General features: G+C 56.3%; 19 protein-coding genes. 11 read left to right on the forward strand and 8 right to left on the reverse strand.

Annotated elements, in window-relative coordinates:
* Nucleotides 1-117: 117 nt before the first annotated feature.
* From ppiD to bolA, 7 genes are all read right to left on the reverse strand, one after another.
* Nucleotides 118-1992 (reverse strand): peptidylprolyl isomerase, encoded by a 1875-nt coding sequence (ppiD, locus tag ABLV54_RS09305; protein WP_032453854.1) that lies wholly within the window; start codon nucleotides 1990-1992, stop codon nucleotides 118-120.
* Between the two features lie 214 nt (nucleotides 1993-2206).
* Complete coding sequence (hupB, locus tag ABLV54_RS09310) at nucleotides 2207-2479, reverse strand: nucleoid-associated protein HU-beta (RefSeq protein ID WP_002444653.1); 273 nt, start codon at nucleotides 2477-2479, stop codon at nucleotides 2207-2209.
* A 209-nt stretch (nucleotides 2480-2688) separates the two neighbouring features.
* The gene (lon, locus tag ABLV54_RS09315; protein WP_023288614.1) at nucleotides 2689-5043 is read right to left on the reverse strand and encodes an endopeptidase La; all 2355 of its coding nucleotides are present in this window, start codon (nucleotides 5041-5043) and stop codon (nucleotides 2689-2691) included.
* Nucleotides 5044-5226: 183 nt separating this feature from the next.
* Nucleotides 5227-6501: an ATP-dependent protease ATP-binding subunit ClpX gene (clpX, locus tag ABLV54_RS09320; protein ID WP_002891807.1), complete on the reverse strand. Its 1275-nt coding sequence runs from the start codon at nucleotides 6499-6501 to the stop codon at nucleotides 5227-5229.
* A 249-nt stretch (nucleotides 6502-6750) separates the two neighbouring features.
* A complete protein-coding gene (gene clpP / locus ABLV54_RS09325; RefSeq protein WP_002891804.1) occupies nucleotides 6751-7374 on the reverse strand; it encodes an ATP-dependent Clp endopeptidase proteolytic subunit ClpP in 624 nt (207 codons plus the stop codon).
* A gap of 309 nt (nucleotides 7375-7683) precedes the next feature.
* The gene (gene tig, locus ABLV54_RS09330) at nucleotides 7684-8982 is read right to left on the reverse strand and encodes a trigger factor (RefSeq protein ID WP_023288613.1); all 1299 of its coding nucleotides are present in this window, start codon (nucleotides 8980-8982) and stop codon (nucleotides 7684-7686) included.
* A 345-nt stretch (nucleotides 8983-9327) separates the two neighbouring features.
* Complete coding sequence (gene bolA / locus ABLV54_RS09335) at nucleotides 9328-9645, reverse strand: transcriptional regulator BolA (protein WP_002891649.1); 318 nt, start codon at nucleotides 9643-9645, stop codon at nucleotides 9328-9330.
* Between the two features lie 302 nt (nucleotides 9646-9947).
* Between bolA and ABLV54_RS09340 the strand changes: the two genes are divergently transcribed.
* The 8 genes from ABLV54_RS09340 (at nucleotide 9948) to ABLV54_RS09375 (ending at nucleotide 17891) form a co-directional block, all read left to right on the forward strand.
* A complete protein-coding gene (locus ABLV54_RS09340; RefSeq protein WP_004204800.1) occupies nucleotides 9948-10526 on the forward strand; it encodes a lipoprotein in 579 nt (192 codons plus the stop codon).
* A 43-nt stretch (nucleotides 10527-10569) separates the two neighbouring features.
* The gene (gene ampG / locus ABLV54_RS09345) at nucleotides 10570-12045 is read left to right on the forward strand and encodes a muropeptide MFS transporter AmpG (RefSeq protein ID WP_032453853.1); all 1476 of its coding nucleotides are present in this window, start codon (nucleotides 10570-10572) and stop codon (nucleotides 12043-12045) included.
* Nucleotides 12046-12524: 479 nt separating this feature from the next.
* Entirely contained in the window at nucleotides 12525-13469 is a 945-nt protein-coding gene (gene cyoA, locus ABLV54_RS09350) for a cytochrome o ubiquinol oxidase subunit II (protein WP_004204802.1), read from the forward strand.
* 19 nt (nucleotides 13470-13488) lie between these two features.
* On the forward strand, nucleotides 13489-15480 hold the full coding sequence (gene cyoB / locus ABLV54_RS09355) for a cytochrome o ubiquinol oxidase subunit I (RefSeq protein ID WP_004204804.1): 1992 nt from the start codon (nucleotides 13489-13491) through the stop codon (nucleotides 15478-15480).
* Nucleotides 15470-16081, forward strand: coding sequence for a cytochrome o ubiquinol oxidase subunit III (locus ABLV54_RS09360; RefSeq protein WP_002891635.1), 612 nt, complete (start codon nucleotides 15470-15472; stop codon nucleotides 16079-16081). Before cyoB ends, ABLV54_RS09360 begins: the two co-directional genes overlap by 11 nt.
* The gene (locus ABLV54_RS09365) at nucleotides 16081-16410 is read left to right on the forward strand and encodes a cytochrome o ubiquinol oxidase subunit IV (protein ID WP_002891634.1); all 330 of its coding nucleotides are present in this window, start codon (nucleotides 16081-16083) and stop codon (nucleotides 16408-16410) included. The genes ABLV54_RS09360 and ABLV54_RS09365 overlap by 1 nt, the downstream gene beginning before the upstream one ends.
* 11 nt (nucleotides 16411-16421) lie before the next feature.
* Nucleotides 16422-17309 (forward strand): heme o synthase, encoded by an 888-nt coding sequence (cyoE, locus tag ABLV54_RS09370; RefSeq protein ID WP_002891629.1) that lies wholly within the window; start codon nucleotides 16422-16424, stop codon nucleotides 17307-17309.
* 249 nt (nucleotides 17310-17558) lie between these two features.
* Nucleotides 17559-17891, forward strand: coding sequence for a hypothetical protein (locus ABLV54_RS09375; protein ID WP_023288611.1), 333 nt, complete (start codon nucleotides 17559-17561; stop codon nucleotides 17889-17891).
* Nucleotides 17892-17929: 38 nt separating this feature from the next.
* Here ABLV54_RS09375 and ABLV54_RS09380 read toward each other — a convergent pair whose 3' ends face one another.
* The gene (locus tag ABLV54_RS09380) at nucleotides 17930-18688 is read right to left on the reverse strand and encodes an IclR family transcriptional regulator C-terminal domain-containing protein (RefSeq protein ID WP_348814014.1); all 759 of its coding nucleotides are present in this window, start codon (nucleotides 18686-18688) and stop codon (nucleotides 17930-17932) included.
* Nucleotides 18689-18840: 152 nt separating this feature from the next.
* On the opposite strand from ABLV54_RS09380, the gene ABLV54_RS09385 reads away from it, so the two are divergent.
* Genes ABLV54_RS09385 through ABLV54_RS09395 form a run of 3 tightly spaced genes read left to right on the forward strand, consistent with a single transcriptional unit; the run spans nucleotide 18841 to nucleotide 21669 of the window.
* The gene (locus ABLV54_RS09385; protein ID WP_044521259.1) at nucleotides 18841-19662 is read left to right on the forward strand and encodes a shikimate dehydrogenase; all 822 of its coding nucleotides are present in this window, start codon (nucleotides 18841-18843) and stop codon (nucleotides 19660-19662) included.
* The gene (locus ABLV54_RS09390; protein WP_050533089.1) at nucleotides 19659-21335 is read left to right on the forward strand and encodes an FAD-dependent oxidoreductase; all 1677 of its coding nucleotides are present in this window, start codon (nucleotides 19659-19661) and stop codon (nucleotides 21333-21335) included. Before ABLV54_RS09385 ends, ABLV54_RS09390 begins: the two co-directional genes overlap by 4 nt.
* A 13-nt stretch (nucleotides 21336-21348) precedes the next feature.
* Nucleotides 21349-21669 (forward strand): NIPSNAP family protein, encoded by a 321-nt coding sequence (locus ABLV54_RS09395; RefSeq protein WP_004204812.1) that lies wholly within the window; start codon nucleotides 21349-21351, stop codon nucleotides 21667-21669.
* Nucleotides 21670-21672 lie beyond the last annotated feature (3 nt).

The following is a 21672-nucleotide window of genomic DNA, read 5'->3' on the forward strand; positions in this document are numbered from 1 at the left end:
CTACGATAGCGTCAGTGCGGATGGCCGACAAAAGGCAAATCACAGAAATGGAAAGGGCCGCGAAAGCGGCCCCTGAGGATTACATGGTGTTGCGTATTTTTGCGAAACGACGCGAAATTACTGCTGCTGGTCGATGCTGTCGCCCAGCTTAATTTTCGCCGCCTTGCGCAGGTTGCTCATCAGCGCTTCGAAAGCGATTTGGGCATTGTTCTGGGTAATCCCCTGAACCATAGCCTTCTTCTGCTCTTCCGGCATGCTGCCTGCTTTCACTTCATCCAGCGCCACCAGCACCACATCGCCTTGCATGTTGCTGCCAACGCCATAGACCGGTTTGCCCTGCTGCGGCAGCGGCAGAGTGAATGCCAGCTGGCTCAGCGGATCCTGGCCGGTACGGGAAAGCGTCTGCGGCGCGCCAAAGCTCAGGCCAGCCGCCTTCATCGCCTCATCGCCTTTGCCGTCTTTCAGCGCCGCCAGCAGCTTATCGGCATCCAGCTTCGCCTGCTGTTCCGCTTTATTGTGCTTAACGATATCGCTGACCTGCGCCTTAACTTCGGCCAGCGGTTTCACCGCCTCGGCTTTGTGCTCGCTGATACGCAGAACAAAAGCGCGATCGCCATCAACGGTAATGATGTCAGAGTTGCTGCCCGGCGCGCCGTTCACGCCGACCAGACCGCCGTTGAAGATAGCGTCAGCGACCGGTTTAAAGTTCAGCTCTTCCGGCAGGTTATCGCGGCCAAACCAGCCGGTTTCCACCACCTGCACTCCGGCGACCTGCGCCGCGCCCGCCAGCGATTCATTATCGTTGCTGGCCGCATCGCTCACCTTCTGCTGCAGCGCATAGTAAGCATCCAGCGCTTTCTCCTGCTTCACTTTCGCCGCAATGTCATTGCGCACGTCAGCCAGCGGTTTGACCTGCGCCGGCTGGACGTCGTCCAGACGGGCCACCAGGAAGCCAACCGAGGATTTGATCACCCCGGAGAGCTGGCCTTTCTCTTTCAGGCCGGCCTCTTTCAGCTCAGGCACGGTAGAGGCATCTTCCATCCACCCCATATCGCCGCCGTTGCGGGCAGAAATAATATCGGTCGATTTTTCTTTTGCCAGCGTGGCGAAATCAGCGCCTTTTTGCAGCTCGGCCAGCACCGCTTTCGCGTCGGCTTCAGTTTTAGTCTGAATCACGCTGTAGCGATTACGCTGCGGCTGAGTGAACTGATCTTTATGCTGGTCATACCATGACTGGATTTCTTCGTCAGAGGCGTTTTCCTGCATGCTGGCGGCATCCATCTTGATGTAGCTCACGCGGAACTGCTCCGGCGCCATAAAACGGGCCTGATTCTGCTGCCAGAAAGCGTTGATTTCCTCATCGCTGGCGGTCTGTTTTGCCGCCAGAGCGTTGACGTTGATGGTCGCTTCGCGGACGACACGCTGCTGAGACACCAGCGCCGCCAGCTGATCGGACTCGCCCGGCAGCATGAAGTCGGTACCCGCAATGGCGTTAATCAGCTGCTGCGTGGTCAGCTGGTTACGCAGCGCCTGGGCGTACTGATCGGTGGTCATTCCCATCTGGGCGACAATACCGCTGAAACGCTGGTTGTCGAACTTACCGTTCGTCTGGAACGCCTGGGTCTGGAAGATCGCCTGCTTCACCTGCTCATCGCTGATGCTGAGGCCCAGCTCGCGGGCATACTGATCCAGAAGCGACTCATCGATCAGGCGGTTCAGCACCTGCTGGCGCATGGTTTTCATGTAGTTTTCGTTCGCCGCCAGCTCGGAGAACTGGTCGCCAAGCTGCTGCTGCATACGGTTACGTTCGCTGGCGACGGCGTTTTCAAACTGCCCACGGCCAATCTCCTGGCCATTCACTTTTGCGGCATAGTTTTTGCCACCGCCAATCAGGTAACCACTCACCCCGGTCAAAATGAACGAGACGATAATGATACCGAAAATAATCTTGAGCACGACGCTGTTGGCGGCCGTGCGTAGGTTGTCCATCATGGTGTAACAACGCTCCGCTGTAGATGACTTTAGCTCGCGCAGCATAGCACGTGATGGCCGCCGCGCGTGAGGACGTATTTTGACAAGAAAACAGGGTGATTGTCAGCCCACAAGTGGCGATAAACACACATAAAGTGGTCTGAAAAGGCAATAAAAAAGGCACATCTCACGATGCGCCCTTGTACTTCGTCACATTCCCTGACGGGAAAGCCGATCAGTTCACCGCGTCTTTCAGCGCTTTACCAGCACGGAAGCCCGGCACTTTTGCGGCAGCGATAGTAATTTCTTTACCTGTTTGTGGGTTGCGACCAGTACGGGCGGCACGTTCTTTAACAGCAAAGGTACCGAAACCTACCAGCGCAACGTCATCCCCAGCCTGCAGAGATTCAGTAACAGAAGCGATTAAAGCATCTAACGCACGTCCAGCTGCAGCTTTAGAAATGTCCGCACCCGCAGCAATTTTGTCAATCAGTTGAGATTTATTCACTGTTCTCTTCCTCTCTTTATAATTTATATCGCACCAGAGTCCTTCATAGTGCGACCGCGCAGCAGTTATATCAGGACTGTCATGCCCTTACAACAGCAGTTGTCGATGACCCCCCTGCCAGCGATCTAAGTTAGCTACACAAAAAAAGGCTGGCAAGTCCGAAATGACTTACCAGCCCTATTTTTATTAGCGCAATTTGCGCAGAATCACTATTTCGCGGTCACAACCTGCATGCCGAACGGTTCGTTCTGCAGCGCAAGTGTCAGAACTTCCTCGATTCGTTTCACCGGATGGATATCCAAATCGGCGATAACGTTATCCGGAATTTCTTCAAGGTCGCGTTTGTTCTCATCAGGAATCAGAACAGTCTTAATACCGCCGCGATGCGCCGCCAGCAGTTTTTCCTTCAGACCGCCGATCGGCAGCACCTGACCACGCAGCGTAATCTCCCCGGTCATCGCCACATCGGCGCGAACCGGGTTGCCGGTCAGGCAGGAGACCAGCGCCGTACACATGGCGATACCCGCGCTCGGGCCATCCTTCGGCGTCGCCCCTTCCGGTACGTGGACGTGAATATCACGCTTCTCGTAGAAGTCGGCGTTAATGCCCAGCTTGTCCGCCCGCGAACGTACCACGGTCAGCGCAGCCTGAATCGACTCCTGCATCACCTCGCCCAGCGAGCCGGTGTAGGTCAGTTTGCCTTTACCCGGTACGCAGGCGGTTTCGATGGTCAGCAGATCGCCGCCCACTTCCGTCCACGCCAGACCGGTCACCTGACCGACGCGGTTCTCACTATCGGCGCGGCCATAGTCGAAGCGCTGCACGCCGAGATAATCATGCAGATTCTCACCGTTAATTTCGATGTGTTTCAGCGTCTTATCCAGCAACAGCTGCTTAACGGCCTTACGGCACAGCTTGGAGATTTCACGCTCCAGGCTACGAACGCCCGCTTCACGGGTGTAGTAACGAATAATGCCGATAATGGCGCTATCGTCGACGGTCAGTTCACCTTTCTTCAGCGCGTTGCGTTCGATCTGCTTCGGCAGCAGGTGACGCTTGGCGATGTTCAGTTTTTCATCTTCGGTGTAACCCGAGAGGCGAATTACTTCCATACGGTCCAGCAGCGGCGCCGGAATGTTCATGGAGTTGGACGTCGCCACGAACATCACGTCGCTGAGATCGTAATCCACTTCCAGATAGTGGTCGTTAAAGGCCACGTTCTGTTCCGGATCCAGCACCTCAAGCAACGCGGAAGCCGGGTCGCCGCGCATGTCGGAAGACATTTTGTCGATCTCATCCAGCAGGAACAGCGGGTTTTTCACCCCCACTTTCGCCATTTTCTGGATCAGTTTGCCCGGCATCGAGCCAATATAGGTCCGACGATGACCGCGAATTTCCGCTTCATCGCGCACGCCGCCCAGCGCCATGCGGACGTATTTCCGGCCGGTCGCTTTGGCGATAGATTGACCCAACGAGGTTTTACCTACCCCCGGCGGTCCCACCAGGCAGAGGATCGGCCCCTTGATTTTGTTCACCCGGCTCTGCACCGCGAGATACTCAAGGATGCGGTCCTTCACGCGCTCCAGACCATAGTGATCGGTATCGAGGATCTCCTGGGCCTGACGCAGGTCTTTTTTGACCTTACTGCGCGCATTCCACGGCACCTGCACCATCCAGTCGATGTAGCCACGCACGACGGTCGCTTCCGCAGACATCGGCGACATCATCTTCAGCTTCTGCAGTTCCGCTTCGGTTTTCTCTTTCGCCTCTTTCGGCATTTTCGCCGCGTCGATCTTGCGCTTCAGCGCTTCGTTTTCGTCCGGGGCGTCGTCCATCTCGCCGAGTTCTTTCTGAATCGCTTTCATTTGCTCGTTCAGATAGTACTCGCGCTGGGATTTCTCCATCTGCTTTTTGACGCGGTTGCGAATGCGCTTCTCAACCTGCAGCAGATCGATTTCCGATTCCATCATCGCCATCAGATATTCCAGACGTTCGTTGACGTCGGACATCTCCAGCACGGACTGCTTGTCCGCCAGCTTCAGCGGCATATGCGCCGCGATGGTATCCGCCAGGCGCGCCGGATCGTCGATGCTGTTCAGCGACGTCAGCACTTCCGGTGGGATCTTTTTATTCAGCTTGATATAGCCTTCAAACTGGCTGATAGCGGTACGAACCAGCACTTCCTGCTCACGTTCGTCAATCGCCGGCGAGTCGAGATACTCCGCTTTCGCCGAGAAATGCTCGCCATTATCAGACAGCGCAGAAATGCGTGCACGCTGTAGCCCTTCGACCAGCACCTTCACGGTGCCGTCCGGCAGCTTCAGCATCTGCAAAATAGACGCCACGGTTCCAACGGTGAAAAGATCGTTTACACCCGGCTCATCCGTCGACGCTTCTTTCTGCGCAACCAGCATGATTTTTTTATCATGGTCCATGGCCGCTTCGAGGCAACGGATAGATTTTTCCCGCCCTACGAACAGGGGTATGACCATGTGCGGATAAACCACCACATCGCGCAACGGCAATACGGGGATTTCAATGCGTTCAGAACGCTCAGGATTCATAGAGCTCTCTCTTAGTTTAAAGTCCGCCAGGTAGCCGACGACGCCACACTCCACTGCATCGTCGTTAATATGTAATCCAGTATATGGGGATGTATTCCACACATTCAACGGCGGGAATGCAGGAAAAATAAAAGGGGAGATAAAATCCCCCCTTTTTGTTAACTGCTTGAGTGAAATGGCTAATTATTCGCCAGATGCCTGCTGAGCTTCCGGTTTGCCGTAGATCAGCAACGGTTTGCTCTGCCCGGCGATAACCGACTCATCAATGACCACTTTTTCGACATCTTCCATCGAAGGCAGGTCATACATGGTGTCCAGCAGCGCCGCTTCCACAATGGAACGCAGGCCACGGGCCCCGGTTTTACGCGCCATCGCTTTCTTGGCGATGGCATCCAGCGCTTCGTCGCGGAATTCAAGCTCTGCGCCTTCCAGGCTAAACAGCGCCTGATACTGCTTGGTCAGGGCGTTTTTCGGCTCTTTCAGGATCTGGATCAGCGCTTCTTCGCTCAGCTCGTTCAGGGTTGCCACTACCGGCAGACGGCCAATGAATTCCGGAATCAAACCAAACTTGATCAGATCTTCCGGCTCGACCTGGGCCAGCAGTTCGCCTTCGCTCGCTTTGTCGGACTTCGCTTTAACCGTCGCGCCAAAACCAATGCCGGAGCCGGTTTCCACACGGTGGGAAATCACTTTATCCAGACCGGCAAACGCGCCGCCGCAGATAAACAGGATCTTGGAGGTATCAACCTGCAGGAACTCCTGCTGCGGGTGTTTACGCCCGCCCTGCGGCGGAACGGCGGCGACGGTGCCTTCGATAAGCTTCAGCAGCGCCTGCTGCACGCCTTCGCCGGAGACGTCGCGGGTAATCGACGGGTTGTCGGATTTACGCGAAATTTTGTCGATTTCGTCGATATAGACGATACCGCGCTGCGCTTTCTGCACGTCGTAGTCGCACTTCTGCAGCAGTTTCTGAATGATATTTTCGACGTCCTCACCCACATAACCGGCTTCGGTCAGGGTGGTGGCGTCCGCCATGGTAAACGGCACATCCAGCAGGCGCGCCAGCGTTTCCGCCAGCAGCGTTTTACCGGAGCCGGTCGGCCCGATCAGCAGAATGTTGCTTTTACCCAGCTCTACGCCATTGCTGGTATCGCCATTGCGCAGACGTTTGTAGTGGTTGTATACCGCGACCGCCAACACTTTTTTCGCCTGTTCCTGACCGATGACGTAGTCATCAAGGTGGTGGCGAATCTCGTGCGGCGTCGGCAGCGCGCTGCGCTCGCGGTGCGGCGCAACTTCTTTAATCTCTTCGCGAATGATGTCGTTACATAAATCAACGCATTCGTCGCAGATATACACGGATGGCCCGGCGATCAGCTTACGCACTTCATGCTGGCTTTTGCCGCAAAAAGAGCAATACAACAATTTGCCCGATCCATCTTTGCGTTTATCTGTCATGAGTCCAAACCTCTTTTTAAGTTCTTTGTGCCGCACACGACGACGCAAATGCCATTCTCAGGCGCAAGCCGCCATATAGCGTTGTGCCGCCCTTCATTAGTATATACACAAAATCCTTCGCGCTACATCGAGGCGGTAGCGAAGCTACCGGCCGCCTGCCTGCCCGGCAAGCCTCCGGAAAAATGCCAACCGCTTAGCAGACGTGGCGAGAAGGATGCAGCGTAAAGCGGCACCCTTGCGCCTCGGGCATCAATTACGATGGGTCAAAATAGAGTCGACCAGTCCGTACTCCACGGCTTCCGCAGCAGAGAGGAAGCGGTCACGCTCGGTGTCACGCTCAATCTGCTCAAGAGACTGGCCGGTATGATGCGCCATCAGCTCATTCATGCGTCCTTTCACTTTCAGGATTTCACGGGCGTGGATCTCAATATCCGTCGCCTGCCCCTGATAGCCGCCCAGCGGCTGGTGGATCATTACGCGGGAGTTCGGCAGGCAGAAACGCTTGCCCTTCGCCCCGGCGGTCAACAGGAACGCGCCCATGGACGCGGCCTGTCCCATACAGATGGTGCTGACGTCCGGCTTGATGAACTGCATGGTGTCATAGATCGACATCCCGGCGGTGATCACCCCGCCCGGAGAGTTAATGTACAGGTAAATGTCTTTTTCCGGGTTTTCCGCTTCCAGAAACAGCATCTGCGCCACGATCAGGTTTGCCATGTGGTCTTCGACCTGGCCGGTCAGAAAAATGACGCGTTCCTTAAGCAGACGGGAGTAGATATCAAAAGAACGTTCACCGCGTGAGGTCTGTTCAATGACCATCGGCACCAGGGCCATATGGGGTGCAAAGTTGTCTCGTTCGCCACTGTATGACATTTCCGTCTCCTGGAGTAATTTTAAAATACCTGCTGCACTGATTGTAACCTTACGGACGGATTATCAGCCACAGTTTCTATCCGCTGAACGCGTCACCGCCTCTTCAACACGCGTGCAATTGCGGATGCAGTTGCCTCCCCCGGTAATGGGGATGGCGTTGCCATATTTCAAGCATAACAAGCTTTTGCTGTAACGCTATCATGGTAAATGCGTTTTAGCACCGTGCCTGAGGCTGGCATTATCCTAAAAAAAAACCCGCCGCCTTTCGGCAACGGGTTTTTGCCCGAACCTTACACCATCGCGGCGAAATTACGCCTGCTGGTTCATCAGTTCGTTGAAGGAAGTGGCTTTTTCAGACACTTTGGCTTTCGCCAGCACGGCTTCAACAGCCTGCTCTTCCAGCGCCACGTTGCGCATGTTGTCCATCAGCTCTTTGTTCTTGCTGTAGAACTCAACCACTTCTGACGGATCTTCGTAAGCAGAAGCCATCTCTTCGATCAGGCCTTTCACGCGCTCTTCGTCAGCTTTCAGCTCGTTGGTGCGAATCACTTCGCCCAGCAGCAGGCCAACCACTACGCGGCGTTTAGCCTGCTCTTCGAACAGCTCACGCGGCAGTTCCAGAGCCTGTTTCTCGTTGCCACCGAAACGCTGAGCAGCCTGGCGACGCAGCACGTCGATTTCGCTGTCGATCAGGGCCGCCGGAACGTCGATTTCGTTAGCTTTAACCAGACCTTCGATAGCCTGAGACTTCACGCGGTTACGCACGGCGCCTTTCAGCTCGCGTTCCATGTTTTTACGCACTTCAGCGCGCAGGCCAGCGACGGAACCATCTTCCACGCCGAAACGTTTGATGAATTCTTCGGTCAGCTCCGGCAGTTCACGTTCTTCAACTTTCTTCAGGTTGATAACGAACTTAGCCGCTTTACCTTTCAGGTTTTCAGCGTGGTACTCTTCCGGGAAGGTCACGTCGATGGTGAACTCGTCACCCGCTTTGTGGCCTTTGATACCGTCTTCGAAGCCCGGGATCATACGACCCTGCCCCATCGCCAGTACGAAGTCAGACGCTTTGCCGCCTTCGAACTCTTCGCCGTCTACGGAACCGGTGAAGTCGATGGTTACGCGATCTTCAGCGTCAACTGCGCCTTCTTTGTCTTTCCAGGTGGCCTGCTGCTTGCGCAGGGTTTCCAGCATGGTGTCAACGTCAGCGTCGGTCACTTCAACAACCGGTTTTTCTACTTCGATCGCTTCCAGACCCTGCAGTTCAACTTCCGGGTACACTTCGAACTCTACCGCGTAGGTGAAGTCTTCGCCCAGTTTGTATTCGCCCGGAACGTAGTTCGGCGCGCCGGCCGGATTGATTTTTTCTTTGATGATCGCGTCAACGAAATGACGGCTCATCAGGTCGCCCAGCACGTCCTGGCGAACGGATGCGCCATAACGCTGAGCAACAACATTCATCGGCACTTTGCCTTTACGGAAGCCGTCAATGCGAACTTTTTTCGCTACGTTGACCAGCTCGCTTTTGACAGCATTCTCGATGCTGTCAGCGGCGATAGTAATCGTTACACGGCGCCCAAGGCCCTGAGTGGTTTCAACTGAAACTTGCATCTTGTTACCTCAAAAAAATCACAGTGCTCGGTCAACTCTGGAAGCGCGTGTAGGTGGCTTCGCAGAACCGGGATGCCCTCTTCAAATCAGAAACACATTCCCTGTCGTCAGAATCATCCCGAAGACATTCATATATAAGACGCGGCATTATAGCGGCATCACTTTTGTGAGTCGAGAACGGTTGTCGCCTGGTGCTGCGGCATTTTTCACATTTCCCGCTCAATTTTGTCCGCAAAAGCGCTGACTTTGCGCATTTTCCAGGCAAAACAAAACGGCCCGTAGGCCGTTTTTGCTAAATCTGCAAGCAACATACTGGAAAAGCGCCAGCGGTTGCAAATGGGATTTCTAGGCGATGCTCCCCGCGCCGCGGCACGGCGGCGAGGCGAAAACCGTATCCTGTAGCGCTTCCCATTCTTTAATCGTGTAGGTGTGCAACGCCAGGGCGTGCACCGTATTCGACAGCTCCTCGGTTAGCGTGCCGTAGATCATACGGTGGCGATTAAGGAAACGCTCGCCAGTGAAGCGATCGCTCACTAACACCACTTTAAAATGACTTTCAGAGCCCGCAGGGACGTTGTGACGATAACTTTCATCCACGACTTCGAGATACATCGGGTCGAACGCTGCTCTAAGTTTTGCTTCGATCTGTTCACGTATCATCATGAATTTTCTCCTCCGACAACGCTGAGATGCCGCCACTCCTTTTAAATGTTAGCCGCTTTTACCGCTTCCATTAGGAGAAAACAACAAAAAATTAGCATTGTTCTGATATTTTCATTCAAAAGTATCACGTTTACTGGCTCTGGTCGCCAGATCCGCCGGTGAAAGAGCGATTAACCGTAGCGGGGCGCTCAGAAAACCGCCAGGGCGATGGATTTACACGCGTTGCCACTTCCCCTTGCCGTTGGCAATGCTATGATGGCGGTAATTTTCCTTATAACAACACCATGCGTTGAGACCTGAACATGCTTAAGAAGATCCTTTTCCCGTTGGTCGCCATGTTTATGCTGGCAGGATGCGCCACGCCGCCGACCACCATTGAAGTATCGCCGAAAATCACGCTGCCGCAGCAGGATCCGAGCCTGATGGGCGTGACCGTCAGCATCAACGGCGCCGACCAGCGTCCGGACCAGGCGCTGGCGAAAGTGACGCGCGACAACCAACAGGTCACCCTCACCGCCTCCCGCGACCTGCGCTTCCTGCTGCAGGAAGTGCTGGAGAAACAAATGACCGCGCGCGGCTATATGATTGGCCCGAACGGCGCAGTCGATCTGCAGATCATCGTCAACAAACTTTACGCTGACGTCTCCCAGGGCAACGTGCGCTACAACATCGCCACCAAAGCCGATATCGCCATCATCGCCACCGCAGCAAACGGCACGAAGATGACCAAAAACTACCGCGCCAGCTACTCGGTTGAAGGCGCCTTCCAGGCCTCGAACAAAAACATCGCTGATGCCGTCAACAGCGTCCTGACCGATACCATCGCCGATATGGCGCAGGACACCAGCATCCACGATTTCATCAAGCAAAACGCGCGTTAATGCCACCACGAACCCGGCCTCCGCCGGGTTCGTGCTTTATGCTATGTCCAGTCACTACTTACGCATTTTTCAGCAGCCTAAATCAGCGATTTTGCTGATCCTCGGCTTCGCCTCCGGTCTGCCGCTGGCCCTCACCTCCGGTACCCTGCAGGCCTGGATGACGGTGGAAAATATCGATCTGAAAACGATCGGTTTTTTCTCGCTGGTCGGCCAGGCCTATGTCTTTAAATTTCTCTGGTCCCCGCTGATGGACCGCTACACGCCGCCGTTTCTCGGCCGACGTCGCGGCTGGCTGGTCACCACCCAGATCCTGCTCCTGTTGGCCATCGCGGCGATGGGCTTTCTTGAACCCGTCTCCCAGCTGCGCTGGATGGCGGCGCTGGCGGTGGTGATCGCCTTCTGTTCAGCGTCGCAGGACATTGTCTTTGACGCCTGGAAAACCGACGTTCTGCCGGCGGAAGAGCGCGGCGCCGGCGCCGCGATCAGCGTGCTGGGCTATCGCCTCGGGATGCTGGTCTCCGGCGGTCTGGCCCTGTGGCTCGCCGACCGCTATCTCGGCTGGCAGGGGATGTACTGGCTGATGGCGGCGCTGCTGGTGCCCTGCATCATCGCCACGCTGCTGGCGCCCGAGCCGAGCGACGTCATCCCGGTTCCCCGATCGCTGGAGCAGGCGGTGGTTGCACCGCTGCGCGATTTTTTCGGCCGCAACAACGCCTGGCTTATTCTGTTGCTCATCGTTCTTTATAAGCTTGGCGATGCGTTTGCCATGAGCCTGACCACCACCTTTCTCATCCGCGGCGTCGGTTTTGACGCCGGTGAAGTGGGGATGGTGAACAAAACCTTAGGCCTGTTCGCCACCATTCTCGGCGCCCTGTACGGCGGCGTCCTGATGCAGCGGCTGACGCTGTTCCGGGCGCTGCTGATCTTCGGTCTGCTGCAGGGGGTCTCCAACGCCGGCTACTGGCTGCTGTCGATTACCGATAAGCACCTCTATTCCATGGCGACCGCGGTATTCTTTGAGAACCTGTGCGGGGGAATGGGCACGGCGGCGTTTGTGGCGCTGCTGATGACGCTGTGCAACAAGTCGTTCTCCGCCACCCAGTTCGCGCTGCTCTCGGCGCTGTCCGCGGTTGGCCGCGTGTACGTCGGGCCGATTGCCGGCTGGTTCGTCGAGGCCCACGGCTGGTCCACCTTCTATCTCTTCTCTGTGGTCGCGGCGGTGCCGGGGATCGCGCTGCTGCTGCTGTGCCGGCAAACGCTCGAGCATACCCAACGCACGGCAAGCTTTATACCGCGTAGCGAATATCCGCAGGCCTATGCGCTGGCGCTGGGGATCCTGACGCTGGGCTGCCTGCTGCTGGCGGTATGGCTGGGTCTGCTGATCCTCAACGCGCTGGATTATACGTCGTTCAGCTTCCTGTCCGGCCTGCTGGAGGTTGCCGCGCTGACGGCCGTTGGCGGTATTTTGCTCGGCGGCCTGCTCGACTACCTGGCGCTGCGTAAAACCCACCTGATTTAAGGACGCTGCATCATTATTAGCCGTTGTAATTACGAAACGTAATTATAACGGCTTATTAACGCTTTTATATTGCCCGCCGCGCTATTTGTTGTTTTGTGCGTTTTTGTTTTCTGGAAATTATTGACAGTTTTTATTCGATTCTTTAAATAATTTAACCGATTCAGCTAAGCCGATTTTATTTTACGTTTCCACAATGTCTTTTATTTGATAATTAAATGTTAAACAATTGTTCTAATTTTTGGGTGGTTATGCCCATTCGCCGCTAAGCACTCCTTTTCTTATCCCTTTCGTTATCGATCCCACGAAAATCAGGCTTTGCAAGCGATTACGTAACACTACGTAACATATGTGACAAAGCAAGCAGAAGCCGCTAACACAGAACTGACAGAGATCCAATCATGTTTACAGTAATGCAACCTTACCGTAAAATGCCCGTACACTTTAAACGCCACCAGATCCCGTGGAATTGAGGTCGTTCAATGAGACTCAGGAAATACAATAAAAGTTTGGGATGGATGTCATTAATCGCAGGTACTGTATTACTCAGTGGTTGTGATTCTGCACTCCTTGACCCAAAAGGACAGATTGGACTGGAGCAACGCTCTTTGATTCTGACGGCCTTCGGCCTGATGATGATTGTCGTTATTCCCGCCGTCTTGATGGCAGTAGGATTTGCCTGGAAGTATCGCGCGAGCAATAAAGATGCGAAGTATAGCCCGAACTGGTCACACTCCAATAAAGTGGAAGCTGTGGTCTGGACGGTACCTATTCTGATCATCCTGTTCCTGGCCGTTCTGACCTGGAAAACCACTCACGCACTGGAGCCAAGCAAACCGCTTGTCCATGACGAGAAACCAATCACCATCGAAGTCGTATCGATGGACTGGAAATGGTTCTTTATCTATCCGGAACAGGGTATTGCTACCGTTAACGAAATCGCCTTCCCGGCGAACGTACCGGTACACTTCAAAGTGACCTCTAACTCGGTGATGAACTCGTTCTTTATTCCGCGCTTAGGCAGCCAGATCTACGCAATGGCCGGGATGCAGACTCAGCTGCACCTCATTGCTGACGAAGCTGGTACTTATGACGGTATCTCCGCTAGCTACAGTGGCCCGGGCTTCTCTGGTATGAAGTTCAAAGCGATTGCTACCCCGGATCGTGCAACTTTCGATCAGTGGGTTGAAAAAGCGAAACAGTCTCCGAACGCTATGGACTCTATGGCCGCGTTCGAGAAAGTGGCTGTGCCTAGCGAATATAACAAAGTGGAATACTTCTCTAACGTGAAGCCGGATCTGTTCAAAGATGTTGTGAACAAATTCATGTCTCACGAGAGCATGAACATGTCCAAACCTGAAGGCGAGCATGCCGCTCACGACGGGATGGAAGGCATGGACATGAGCCACGCGGAAACCGCTCACTAAGGGGCCGAGGAAGAAAACGATGTTCGGAAAACTTACACTGGATGCAGTGCCCTACCACGAACCTATTATCGTGGTAACGGTGGCTGCGATTATCATTGGGGGACTGGCGCTTCTGGCGGCCATCACTTACTTCGGTAAGTGGTCCTACCTATGGAACGAGTGGCTGACCTCTGTCGACCACAAACGTCTCGGTATCATGTACGTTATCGTGGCAATCGTCATGCTGCTGCGTGGCTTTGCTGACGCCATCATGATGCGTAGCCAGCAGGTGCTGGCCTCGGCCGGGGAAGCAGGCTTCCTGCCGCCTCATCACTACGATCAGATCTTTACCGCCCACGGCGTTATCATGATCTTCTTCGTGGCGATGCCGTTCGTTATCGGTCTGATGAACCTGGTGGTTCCGCTTCAGCTCGGCGCACGCGACGTAGCCTTCCCGTTCCTCAACAACCTGAGCTTCTGGTTCACCGTTGTGGGCGTGATTCTGGTTAACCTGTCTCTGGGCGTCGGTGAGTTCGCGCAGACCGGTTGGCTGGCCTATCCGCCGCTGTCGGGAATTGAGTACAGTCCTGGCGTAGGGGTCGACTACTGGATTTGGGCGCTGCAGCTCTCCGGTATCGGTACTACCCTGACCGGTATTAACTTCTTCGTGACCATTATCAAGATGCGCGCCCCGGGCATGACCATGTTCAAGATGCCGGTATTCTCCTGGGCATCTCTGTGCGCTAACATCCTGATTATCGCCTCTTTCCCAATTCTGACCGTCACCATCGCGCTGCTGACCCTGGATCGTTACCTGGGCACCCATTTCTTTACCAACGATATGGGTGGCAACATGATGATGTACATCAACCTGATTTGGGCCTGGGGTCACCCGGAAGTGTACATCCTGGTTCTGCCGGTGTTCGGGGTCTTCTCCGAAATCGCCGCGACCTTCTCGCGTAAGCGTCTGTTCGGTTACACCTCTCTGGTGTGGGCAACCGTCTGTATTACCGTTCTGTCGTTCATCGTTTGGCTGCACCACTTCTTCACCATGGGTGCCGGCGCGAACGTAAACGCCTTCTTCGGTATTACCACCATGATTATCGCGATCCCGACCGGGGTTAAGATCTTCAACTGGCTGTTCACCATGTATCAGGGTCGCATCGTCTTCAACTCGGCGATGATGTGGACTATCGGCTTTATCGTAACCTTCTCCGTAGGTGGGATGACCGGCGTGCTGCTGGCGGTACCGGGCGCGGACTTCGTTCTGCACAACAGCCTGTTCCTGATCGCGCACTTCCATAACGTTATCATCGGCGGCGTGGTATTCGGTTGCTTCGCAGGTCTGACCTACTGGTGGCCGAAAGCCTTTGGCTTCACCCTGAACGAAACCTGGGGCAAACGCGCTTTCTGGTTCTGGATCATCGGCTTCTTCGTGGCGTTTATGCCGCTGTACGTGCTGGGCTTCATGGGTATGACCCGTCGTCTGAGCCAGCAGATCGATCCGCAGTTCCACCCGATGCTGGTTGTTGCAGCTTGCGGTGCGGCGCTGATCGCTTGCGGTATCCTGTGCCAGCTGATTCAGTTCTACGTCTCTATTCGCGACCGCGATCAGAACCGTGACCTGACCGGTGACCCGTGGGGTGGCCGTACGCTGGAGTGGGCAACCTCTTCTCCACCGCCGTTCTACAACTTCGCTATCGTTCCTCAGGTTCACGAGCGTGACGCCTTCTGGGAAATGAAAGAGAAAGGTGAAGCGTACAAACAGCCTGCTCACTATGAAGAAATTCATATGCCGAAAAACAGCGGCGCCGGCATCGTCATTGCCGCCTTCGCGACGGTATTTGGTTTCGCCATGATCTGGCATATCTGGTGGATGGCGATCGCCAGCTTCATCGGCATCGTAGCGACCTGGATTATTAAGAGCTTTGACGAGGACGTGGATTACTACGTACCGGTTGCAGAAGTCGAAAAACTGGAAAAACAGCATTTCGATGAGATTAACAAAGCAGGGCTGAAAAATGGCAACTGATACTCTTGCGCATACTGCCCACGCGCATGAACACGGGCACCATGATACAGGACCGATGAAGGTATTCGGTTTCTGGATCTACCTGATGAGCGACTGCATTATCTTCGCTACGCTGTTTGCTACCTATGCCGTTCTGGTGAACGGCACGGCCGGCGGACCGACTGGCAAAGATATTTTCGAACTGCCGTTCGTTCTGGTTGAAACCGCACTGCTGCTGTTCAGCTCCATCACCTACGGCATGGCGGCTATCGCCATGTACAAAAACAACAAGAGCCAGGTGGTTTCCTGGCTGGCGTTGACCTGGCTGTTTGGCGCCGGATTTATCGGGATGGAAATCTATGAATTCCATCACCTGATCATGGAAGGCTTTGGTCCGGATCGTAGTGGCTTCCTGTCCGCGTTCTTCGCGCTGGTCGGCACCCACGGTCTGCACGTGACCTCTGGCCTTATCTGGATGGCGGTGCTGATGTTCCAGGTTTCACGTCGTGGCCTGACCAGCACTAACCGCACGCGTATCCTGTGCCTGAGCCTGTTCTGGCACTTCCTGGACGTCGTGTGGATCTGCGTGTTCTCGGTTGTCTATCTGATGGGGGCGATGTAATGAGTCATTCTACCGATCATAGCGGCGCTTCTCACGGCAGCGTGAAGAGCTACATGACAGGATTTATCCTGTCCATCATCCTGACGGTCATTCCGTTCGCCATGGTGATGAGTGGCTCCGCCTCGCATGCGGTTATCCTTGGCACCATTCTGGTGACCGCTGTGGTGCAGATCGTGGTACACCTCGTGTACTTCCTGCATATGAACAGCAAGTCCGATGAAGGCTGGAACCTGACCGCATTTATCTTCACCGTAATCATCATTGCGATCGTGGTTGTCGGCTCCATCTGGATTATGTGGAACCTGAACTACAACATGATGATGCACTAAGAGCGGCGAGTATGTTTAAGCAATACCTGCAAGTTACGAAACCAGGCATTATTTTTGGCAACCTGATCTCCGTGATCGGCGGTTTCCTGCTGGCCTCCAAAGGCCACATCGACTATCCGCTGTTCGTCTGGACGCTCCTTGGAGTATCCCTGGTGGTCGCCTCGGGTTGTGTATTCAACAACTACATCGACCGGGACATCGATCGTAAGATGGAACGGACGAAAAACCGGGTGCTGGTCAAAGGGCTGATCTCGCCAGAAGCTTCGCTGGTGTACGCCACCTTGCTGGGTATTGCTGGCTTTATGCTGCTGTGGTTCGGCGCAAATCCGCTGGCCTGCTGGCTGGGGGTGATGGGGTTCGTGGTTTATGTCGGCGTCTACAGCCTGTACATGAAACGCCACTCTGTCTACGGCACGCTGATTGGCTCACTCTCCGGCGCAGCGCCGCCGGTGATTGGCTACTGCGCGGTCACCGGTGATTTCGACAGCGGTGCGGCGATCCTGCTGGCTATCTTTAGCCTGTGGCAGATGCCTCACTCCTACGCCATCGCGATTTTCCGCTTTAAGGATTATCAGGCGGCGAATATTCCGGTGCTGCCGGTGGTGAAAGGCATTTCGGTCGCCAAAAACCATATTACGCTGTACATCGTCGCCTTTGCCGTTGCGACCCTGATGCTCTCGCTGGGCGGCTACGCCGGGTATAAATACCTGGTCGTGGCGGCAGCGGTCAGCGTCTGGTGGCTGGGCATGGCGCTGCGTGGCTACAAAGTGGCAGATGACAAAGTCTGGGCGCGCAAGCTGTTCGTCTTTTCCATCGTCGCCATCACTGCGCTGTCCGTGATGATGTCCGTTGACTTTATGGTGCCGGATTCACATAGCCTGCTGGCTTACGTGAGATAATCTCGCTCTCCAGTACGATATAAAGCCCCGTTTTGACGGGGCTTTTTCTTTTCTGTTTCAAATTGGTTCCTTTCTCATTTCATACTTCCCCTCCCCTCCCCCGCATCGGTTTCGCTATCTCACGCCCAAAAAATGAGGAAAAAATGAGCTTGTGCTAACCGGGTATCGCTCGCGCCGCACGCGCCCGCGATGCTACTTTTCGCCTCGGGTTTACACCCGTTTGGGAAATATTCACTACAAGGAATCGCAATGAAAGAATTAACACTGAACGAAATGGAGTACATCTCCGGCGGCTTTAACCTGTTCGGCGCGGCCAACGGCTTCGCCAGCTTTGTCGCCAACTCTGCCGTCGGCTTCACCTCGTTTGTCCTCACCTCCGGTACCGCCTTCGCCTCATTCGTTGGCGACAGCGCGATGGCGTTTGGTTCCTTCCTGACCGGTCAGACAAACTGGGAAACCTTTGTGACCACCGGTAAGGAAAACTGGGGTAGCTTCGTCAATACCGCCGGCACCAGCTGGAACACCTTTGTCGATAACGCCGCCAGCGACTGGAGCAGCTTCCTCAACAAAGCGTCAGCCTAAACGACGTCTCGCCGAGGGCAGCGCATCGGCTGCCCTGTTTAACCCACCAGCATCGCCTGCGCGCTATAGAGCAGATCAAGGTGGTCGCGGCATAACGCGTCCAGCGAAGTCCGCGATTGATGACTGGTCAGACTTAACGCTCCCCACCAGGTCCCTTCCCTGTCGGTTAACGGTACCGCCAGCACCAGCATACCAATCTCAAACTCCTGCTCGATAGTGGCATACCCCTGACGCCGCACCTGGGCAATCTTCTCCATCAACGACGCGACGTCGGTCACCGTATAGGGCGTGCGTTGTTCCCGGGTAATGCGCTGTAGAACCGCTTCACACTCTGCTTCCGACAGCGAAGCCAGCCATAACCGTCCCCCGGCGGTACAAAAGATGGGCACCCGCTCCCCAAGCCGAACCGACGTGGAGTTAAATGGCGTGTGACGGCTGCGGGCGATATAGACCAGTTCATCTTCATCCACCACCCCGACCGAGGCGTGCTCCTCGGTCCGGCTGGCGATGTATTCGACAATCGGCCGCACCATGCGGGGAAACTGCGCCGAATCGACGTAGGCCTGACCAAGCCGCAGAGTCTTCGGGGTAAGCCAGTAATAGCTCCCATCGGTTTGCACATAGCGCTCATGCAGCAGCGTCAACAGAAAACGTCGTGCCGCGCTTTGCGTCAGGCCGCTCATTTTCGCCGCCTGAGCGACGGTGAGCTTTGGGCAGGTTTTAGAAAAAAGCTGGATGAGCGCCAACCCTTTTTGTAAACCGACGATCAGATCGCGAGGATGAATGGTGTTTTGCATATTCGCTCACATTTTTGCAACATCATTATCGATTTCCTGCGATTATCGCAGCGATCGTGCGATTAACAACCGACATGTCCGAATTCTGCGTTGTCGCTCCCAGCTTCCACTGAAATACTTTCACAACATTCATTTAACAAATGAGGTTTGCAATGGTCAGTGGAACTACCCAGGTTGTCGCCGTGATTGGTCATCCGATCGCCCAGGTGAAATCACCGGATAACTTCAACCGCTACTTTGCCGAACAGCACATGGACAGCGTCATGATCCCGGTGGATATCGCCCCGGACGCGGTGGCCGCCTACCTCAACGCCCTGCGCGGCTGGCAGAACATGAGCGGCGTGCTGGTGACGGTGCCGCATAAACAACGCGCCGCCGCGCTGGTCGACGAGCTTACGCCGCGCGCCCGCCGACTCAACGCCATCAATGTGATCCGCAAGCTGGCGGATGGCCGGTTACAGGGCGATATGCTGGACGGCGTCGGCTTTCTGCTCGCCGCCGAGGCACAGGGTTTTCAGCCGGCGGGTAAGCAGGCGCTGCTCTCCGGTTGCGGCGGCGTCGGCAGCGCCATCGCCTGGGGATTGTGCGAGGCGGGGCTCCGTCAGCTGGCTCTGCACGATCAAAACCCCGCCACCCGGCAACGCCTGCACGACCTTCTGGCTGAAGCCTTTCCGGCGGTGCGACTGAGCGCGCTGCCGGACACCCTGCACGGCGTCGATCTGCTGGTCAACGGCTCGCCGGCCGGCATGGCCGGATTTGATGCGCTGCCCCTGCCGCAGGCGCTGCTGGAGACCCTCGACAGCGCCACCCACGTGGCTGACGTTGTCACCGCCCCGGTGATGACGCCGTTGCTCACCTTCGCCGCCGCCCGCGGCTGCCGGGTACAGACCGGGCCGGAAATGGCGCTGGCGCAGATGACGCTGATGGGCCAGTTTATCGGCGCCATCCCGCCGGCGCAGGGAGCGGCGGCATGAAGAGCTGGGACGTGATCGTCATCGGCAGCGGCGCCGCTGGCTTTGCCGCCGCGGTCACCGCCAGCTGCAAAGGGCTGTCGGTGCTGATGTTGGAGAAAGCCGGTCAGTTCGGCGGCACCTCGGCCATCTCTGGCGGCGCCGTGTGGCTGCACGATACTGACCAGGCGCGCGCCGCGGGCAAAAGCGGTAGCGCCGAAGCGATCAAAACCTATCTGCGAACCATTATCGGCGAGGCCCACTACCGCGAAGATATCGCCGAGGCGTTTATCAGCGCCGGGCGAGAGGCCCTCGCCTTTCTGGAGCGCGAGGGGGCGGTGAAATATAGCCTGCGCCCACTCTCACCTGATTACTATCCGGATGAGCCCGGCGCCGTCGACGTCGGTCGGGCGCTGGAGGTGGTGGAGTATGACGGCCGTGAACTGGGGGACGCGTTTCGCGACCTGCGTTCGCCGCCGCCGGGGATGCTGCTGTTTGGCGGAATGATGGTCAACCGCGTCGACATTCAACATTTTCTCGATATGCGTCGCTCGCTGCGCTCCCTGGCCCATTGCACCCGACTGCTGCTGCGCTACGCCCGCGACCGGGTGACATACCCTCGCGGCACCCGCCTGGCGATGGGCAATGCGCTGATTGCCCGCATGGCGACCACGGCGCTGCGTAAAGGCATGAGCCTGCGGCTGAATGTCAATGTTCTGGCGCTGCGCGAAGCGCAAGGCGCGGTCACCGGGGTAGAGATCGAGTGTCAGGGGCAAAGAGAGACGCTGCACGCCCGGCGCGGAGTGGTGCTGGCCGCAGGCGGTTTTGCCGCTGGCGCGCTGGCGGCGCGCTATCGGCCTGACACCCGAGAGCACTTCACCATGTCGCCGCCGGCCAATGATGGCGCTGCGCTGCGTCTCGCGGCGGCGCTTAACGCTCGCGAGGGAGCCGATCGGGCATCCAACTTTTTCTGGGCGCCGGTATCGGTGCTGACCCGGGCCGACGGCAGCGAGGAGCGCTTCCCCCACCTGGTGACTGACCGGGCCAAGCCGGGCGTGATTGCCGTCAATCAGCGGGCGGTACGCTTCGTTAATGAGTCCAGCTCCTATCACCATTTTGCCGGCGCGATGCAGCGTGCTGCGGAGAATGCCCCCTGCTTTTTACTGTGCGACGCCCAGGCGATGAAGCGTTACGGCCTCGGGCTGGCGCGCCCGGCGCCGGTGAACAATGACGCCCTGATCGCCGCCGGCTATCTGCACAAAGCCGACACCCTGGCCGCGCTGGCGCAGCAGCTTGGGCTGGATGCCCACGCCCTGAGCGAGACGGTCGCCCGCTACAATCGTGACGCCGCGCAGGGCGTGGACCGTGAGTTTGCCAAAGGCGGCAACAGCTATAACCGGGCGATGGGCGATCCGGGCCATCACCCTGACGCCTGCAACGCTCCCCTGCTCAGCGCGCCTTTCTATGCCATCAAACTCTATACCGGCGATCTGGGGACTTCCCGGGGTCTGGTCACCACCGCCGATGCCCAGGTCGTCAACGCCGAAGGAAAGCCTATCGCGGGGCTGTACGCGGTGGGAAACGACATGGATTCGCTGATGGCCGGCACCTACCCGGGTCCCGGCATCACCCTTGGCCCGGGGCTGACGTTTGGCTACCTCGCCGCCTGCCATCTGGCGCAACCCGCCACCCACTAATCAGGAAAACATCATGATCTACGAAAAACGCACCTACACCATCAATCCGCTGAAAATGGCCGACTGGCTGGCGCTGTACCAAAGCGATGCCCTGGCGGTGCAAACTGACCATCTCGGCAAACTGATCGGCTTCTTTTTTACCGAGATCGGCGTGGTCAATCAGGTAGTGCACATCTGGGCTTACGAAAGCCTGGACGATCGCCTGGTACGCCGCGCGCGGATGGCCCAGGACGAGCGCTGGCAGACCTTCTCGCGGAAAAATCGCGAACTGGCCGCCGTGGAGCGCCTCGAGTCGGTGCTGATGCGCCCCACCGCTTTTTCACCATTGCAGTAAGGA

Source organism: Klebsiella sp. JB_Kp042, from assembly GCF_040065275.1.
Classification (GTDB): Bacteria; Pseudomonadota; Gammaproteobacteria; order Enterobacterales; family Enterobacteriaceae; genus Klebsiella; species Klebsiella quasipneumoniae.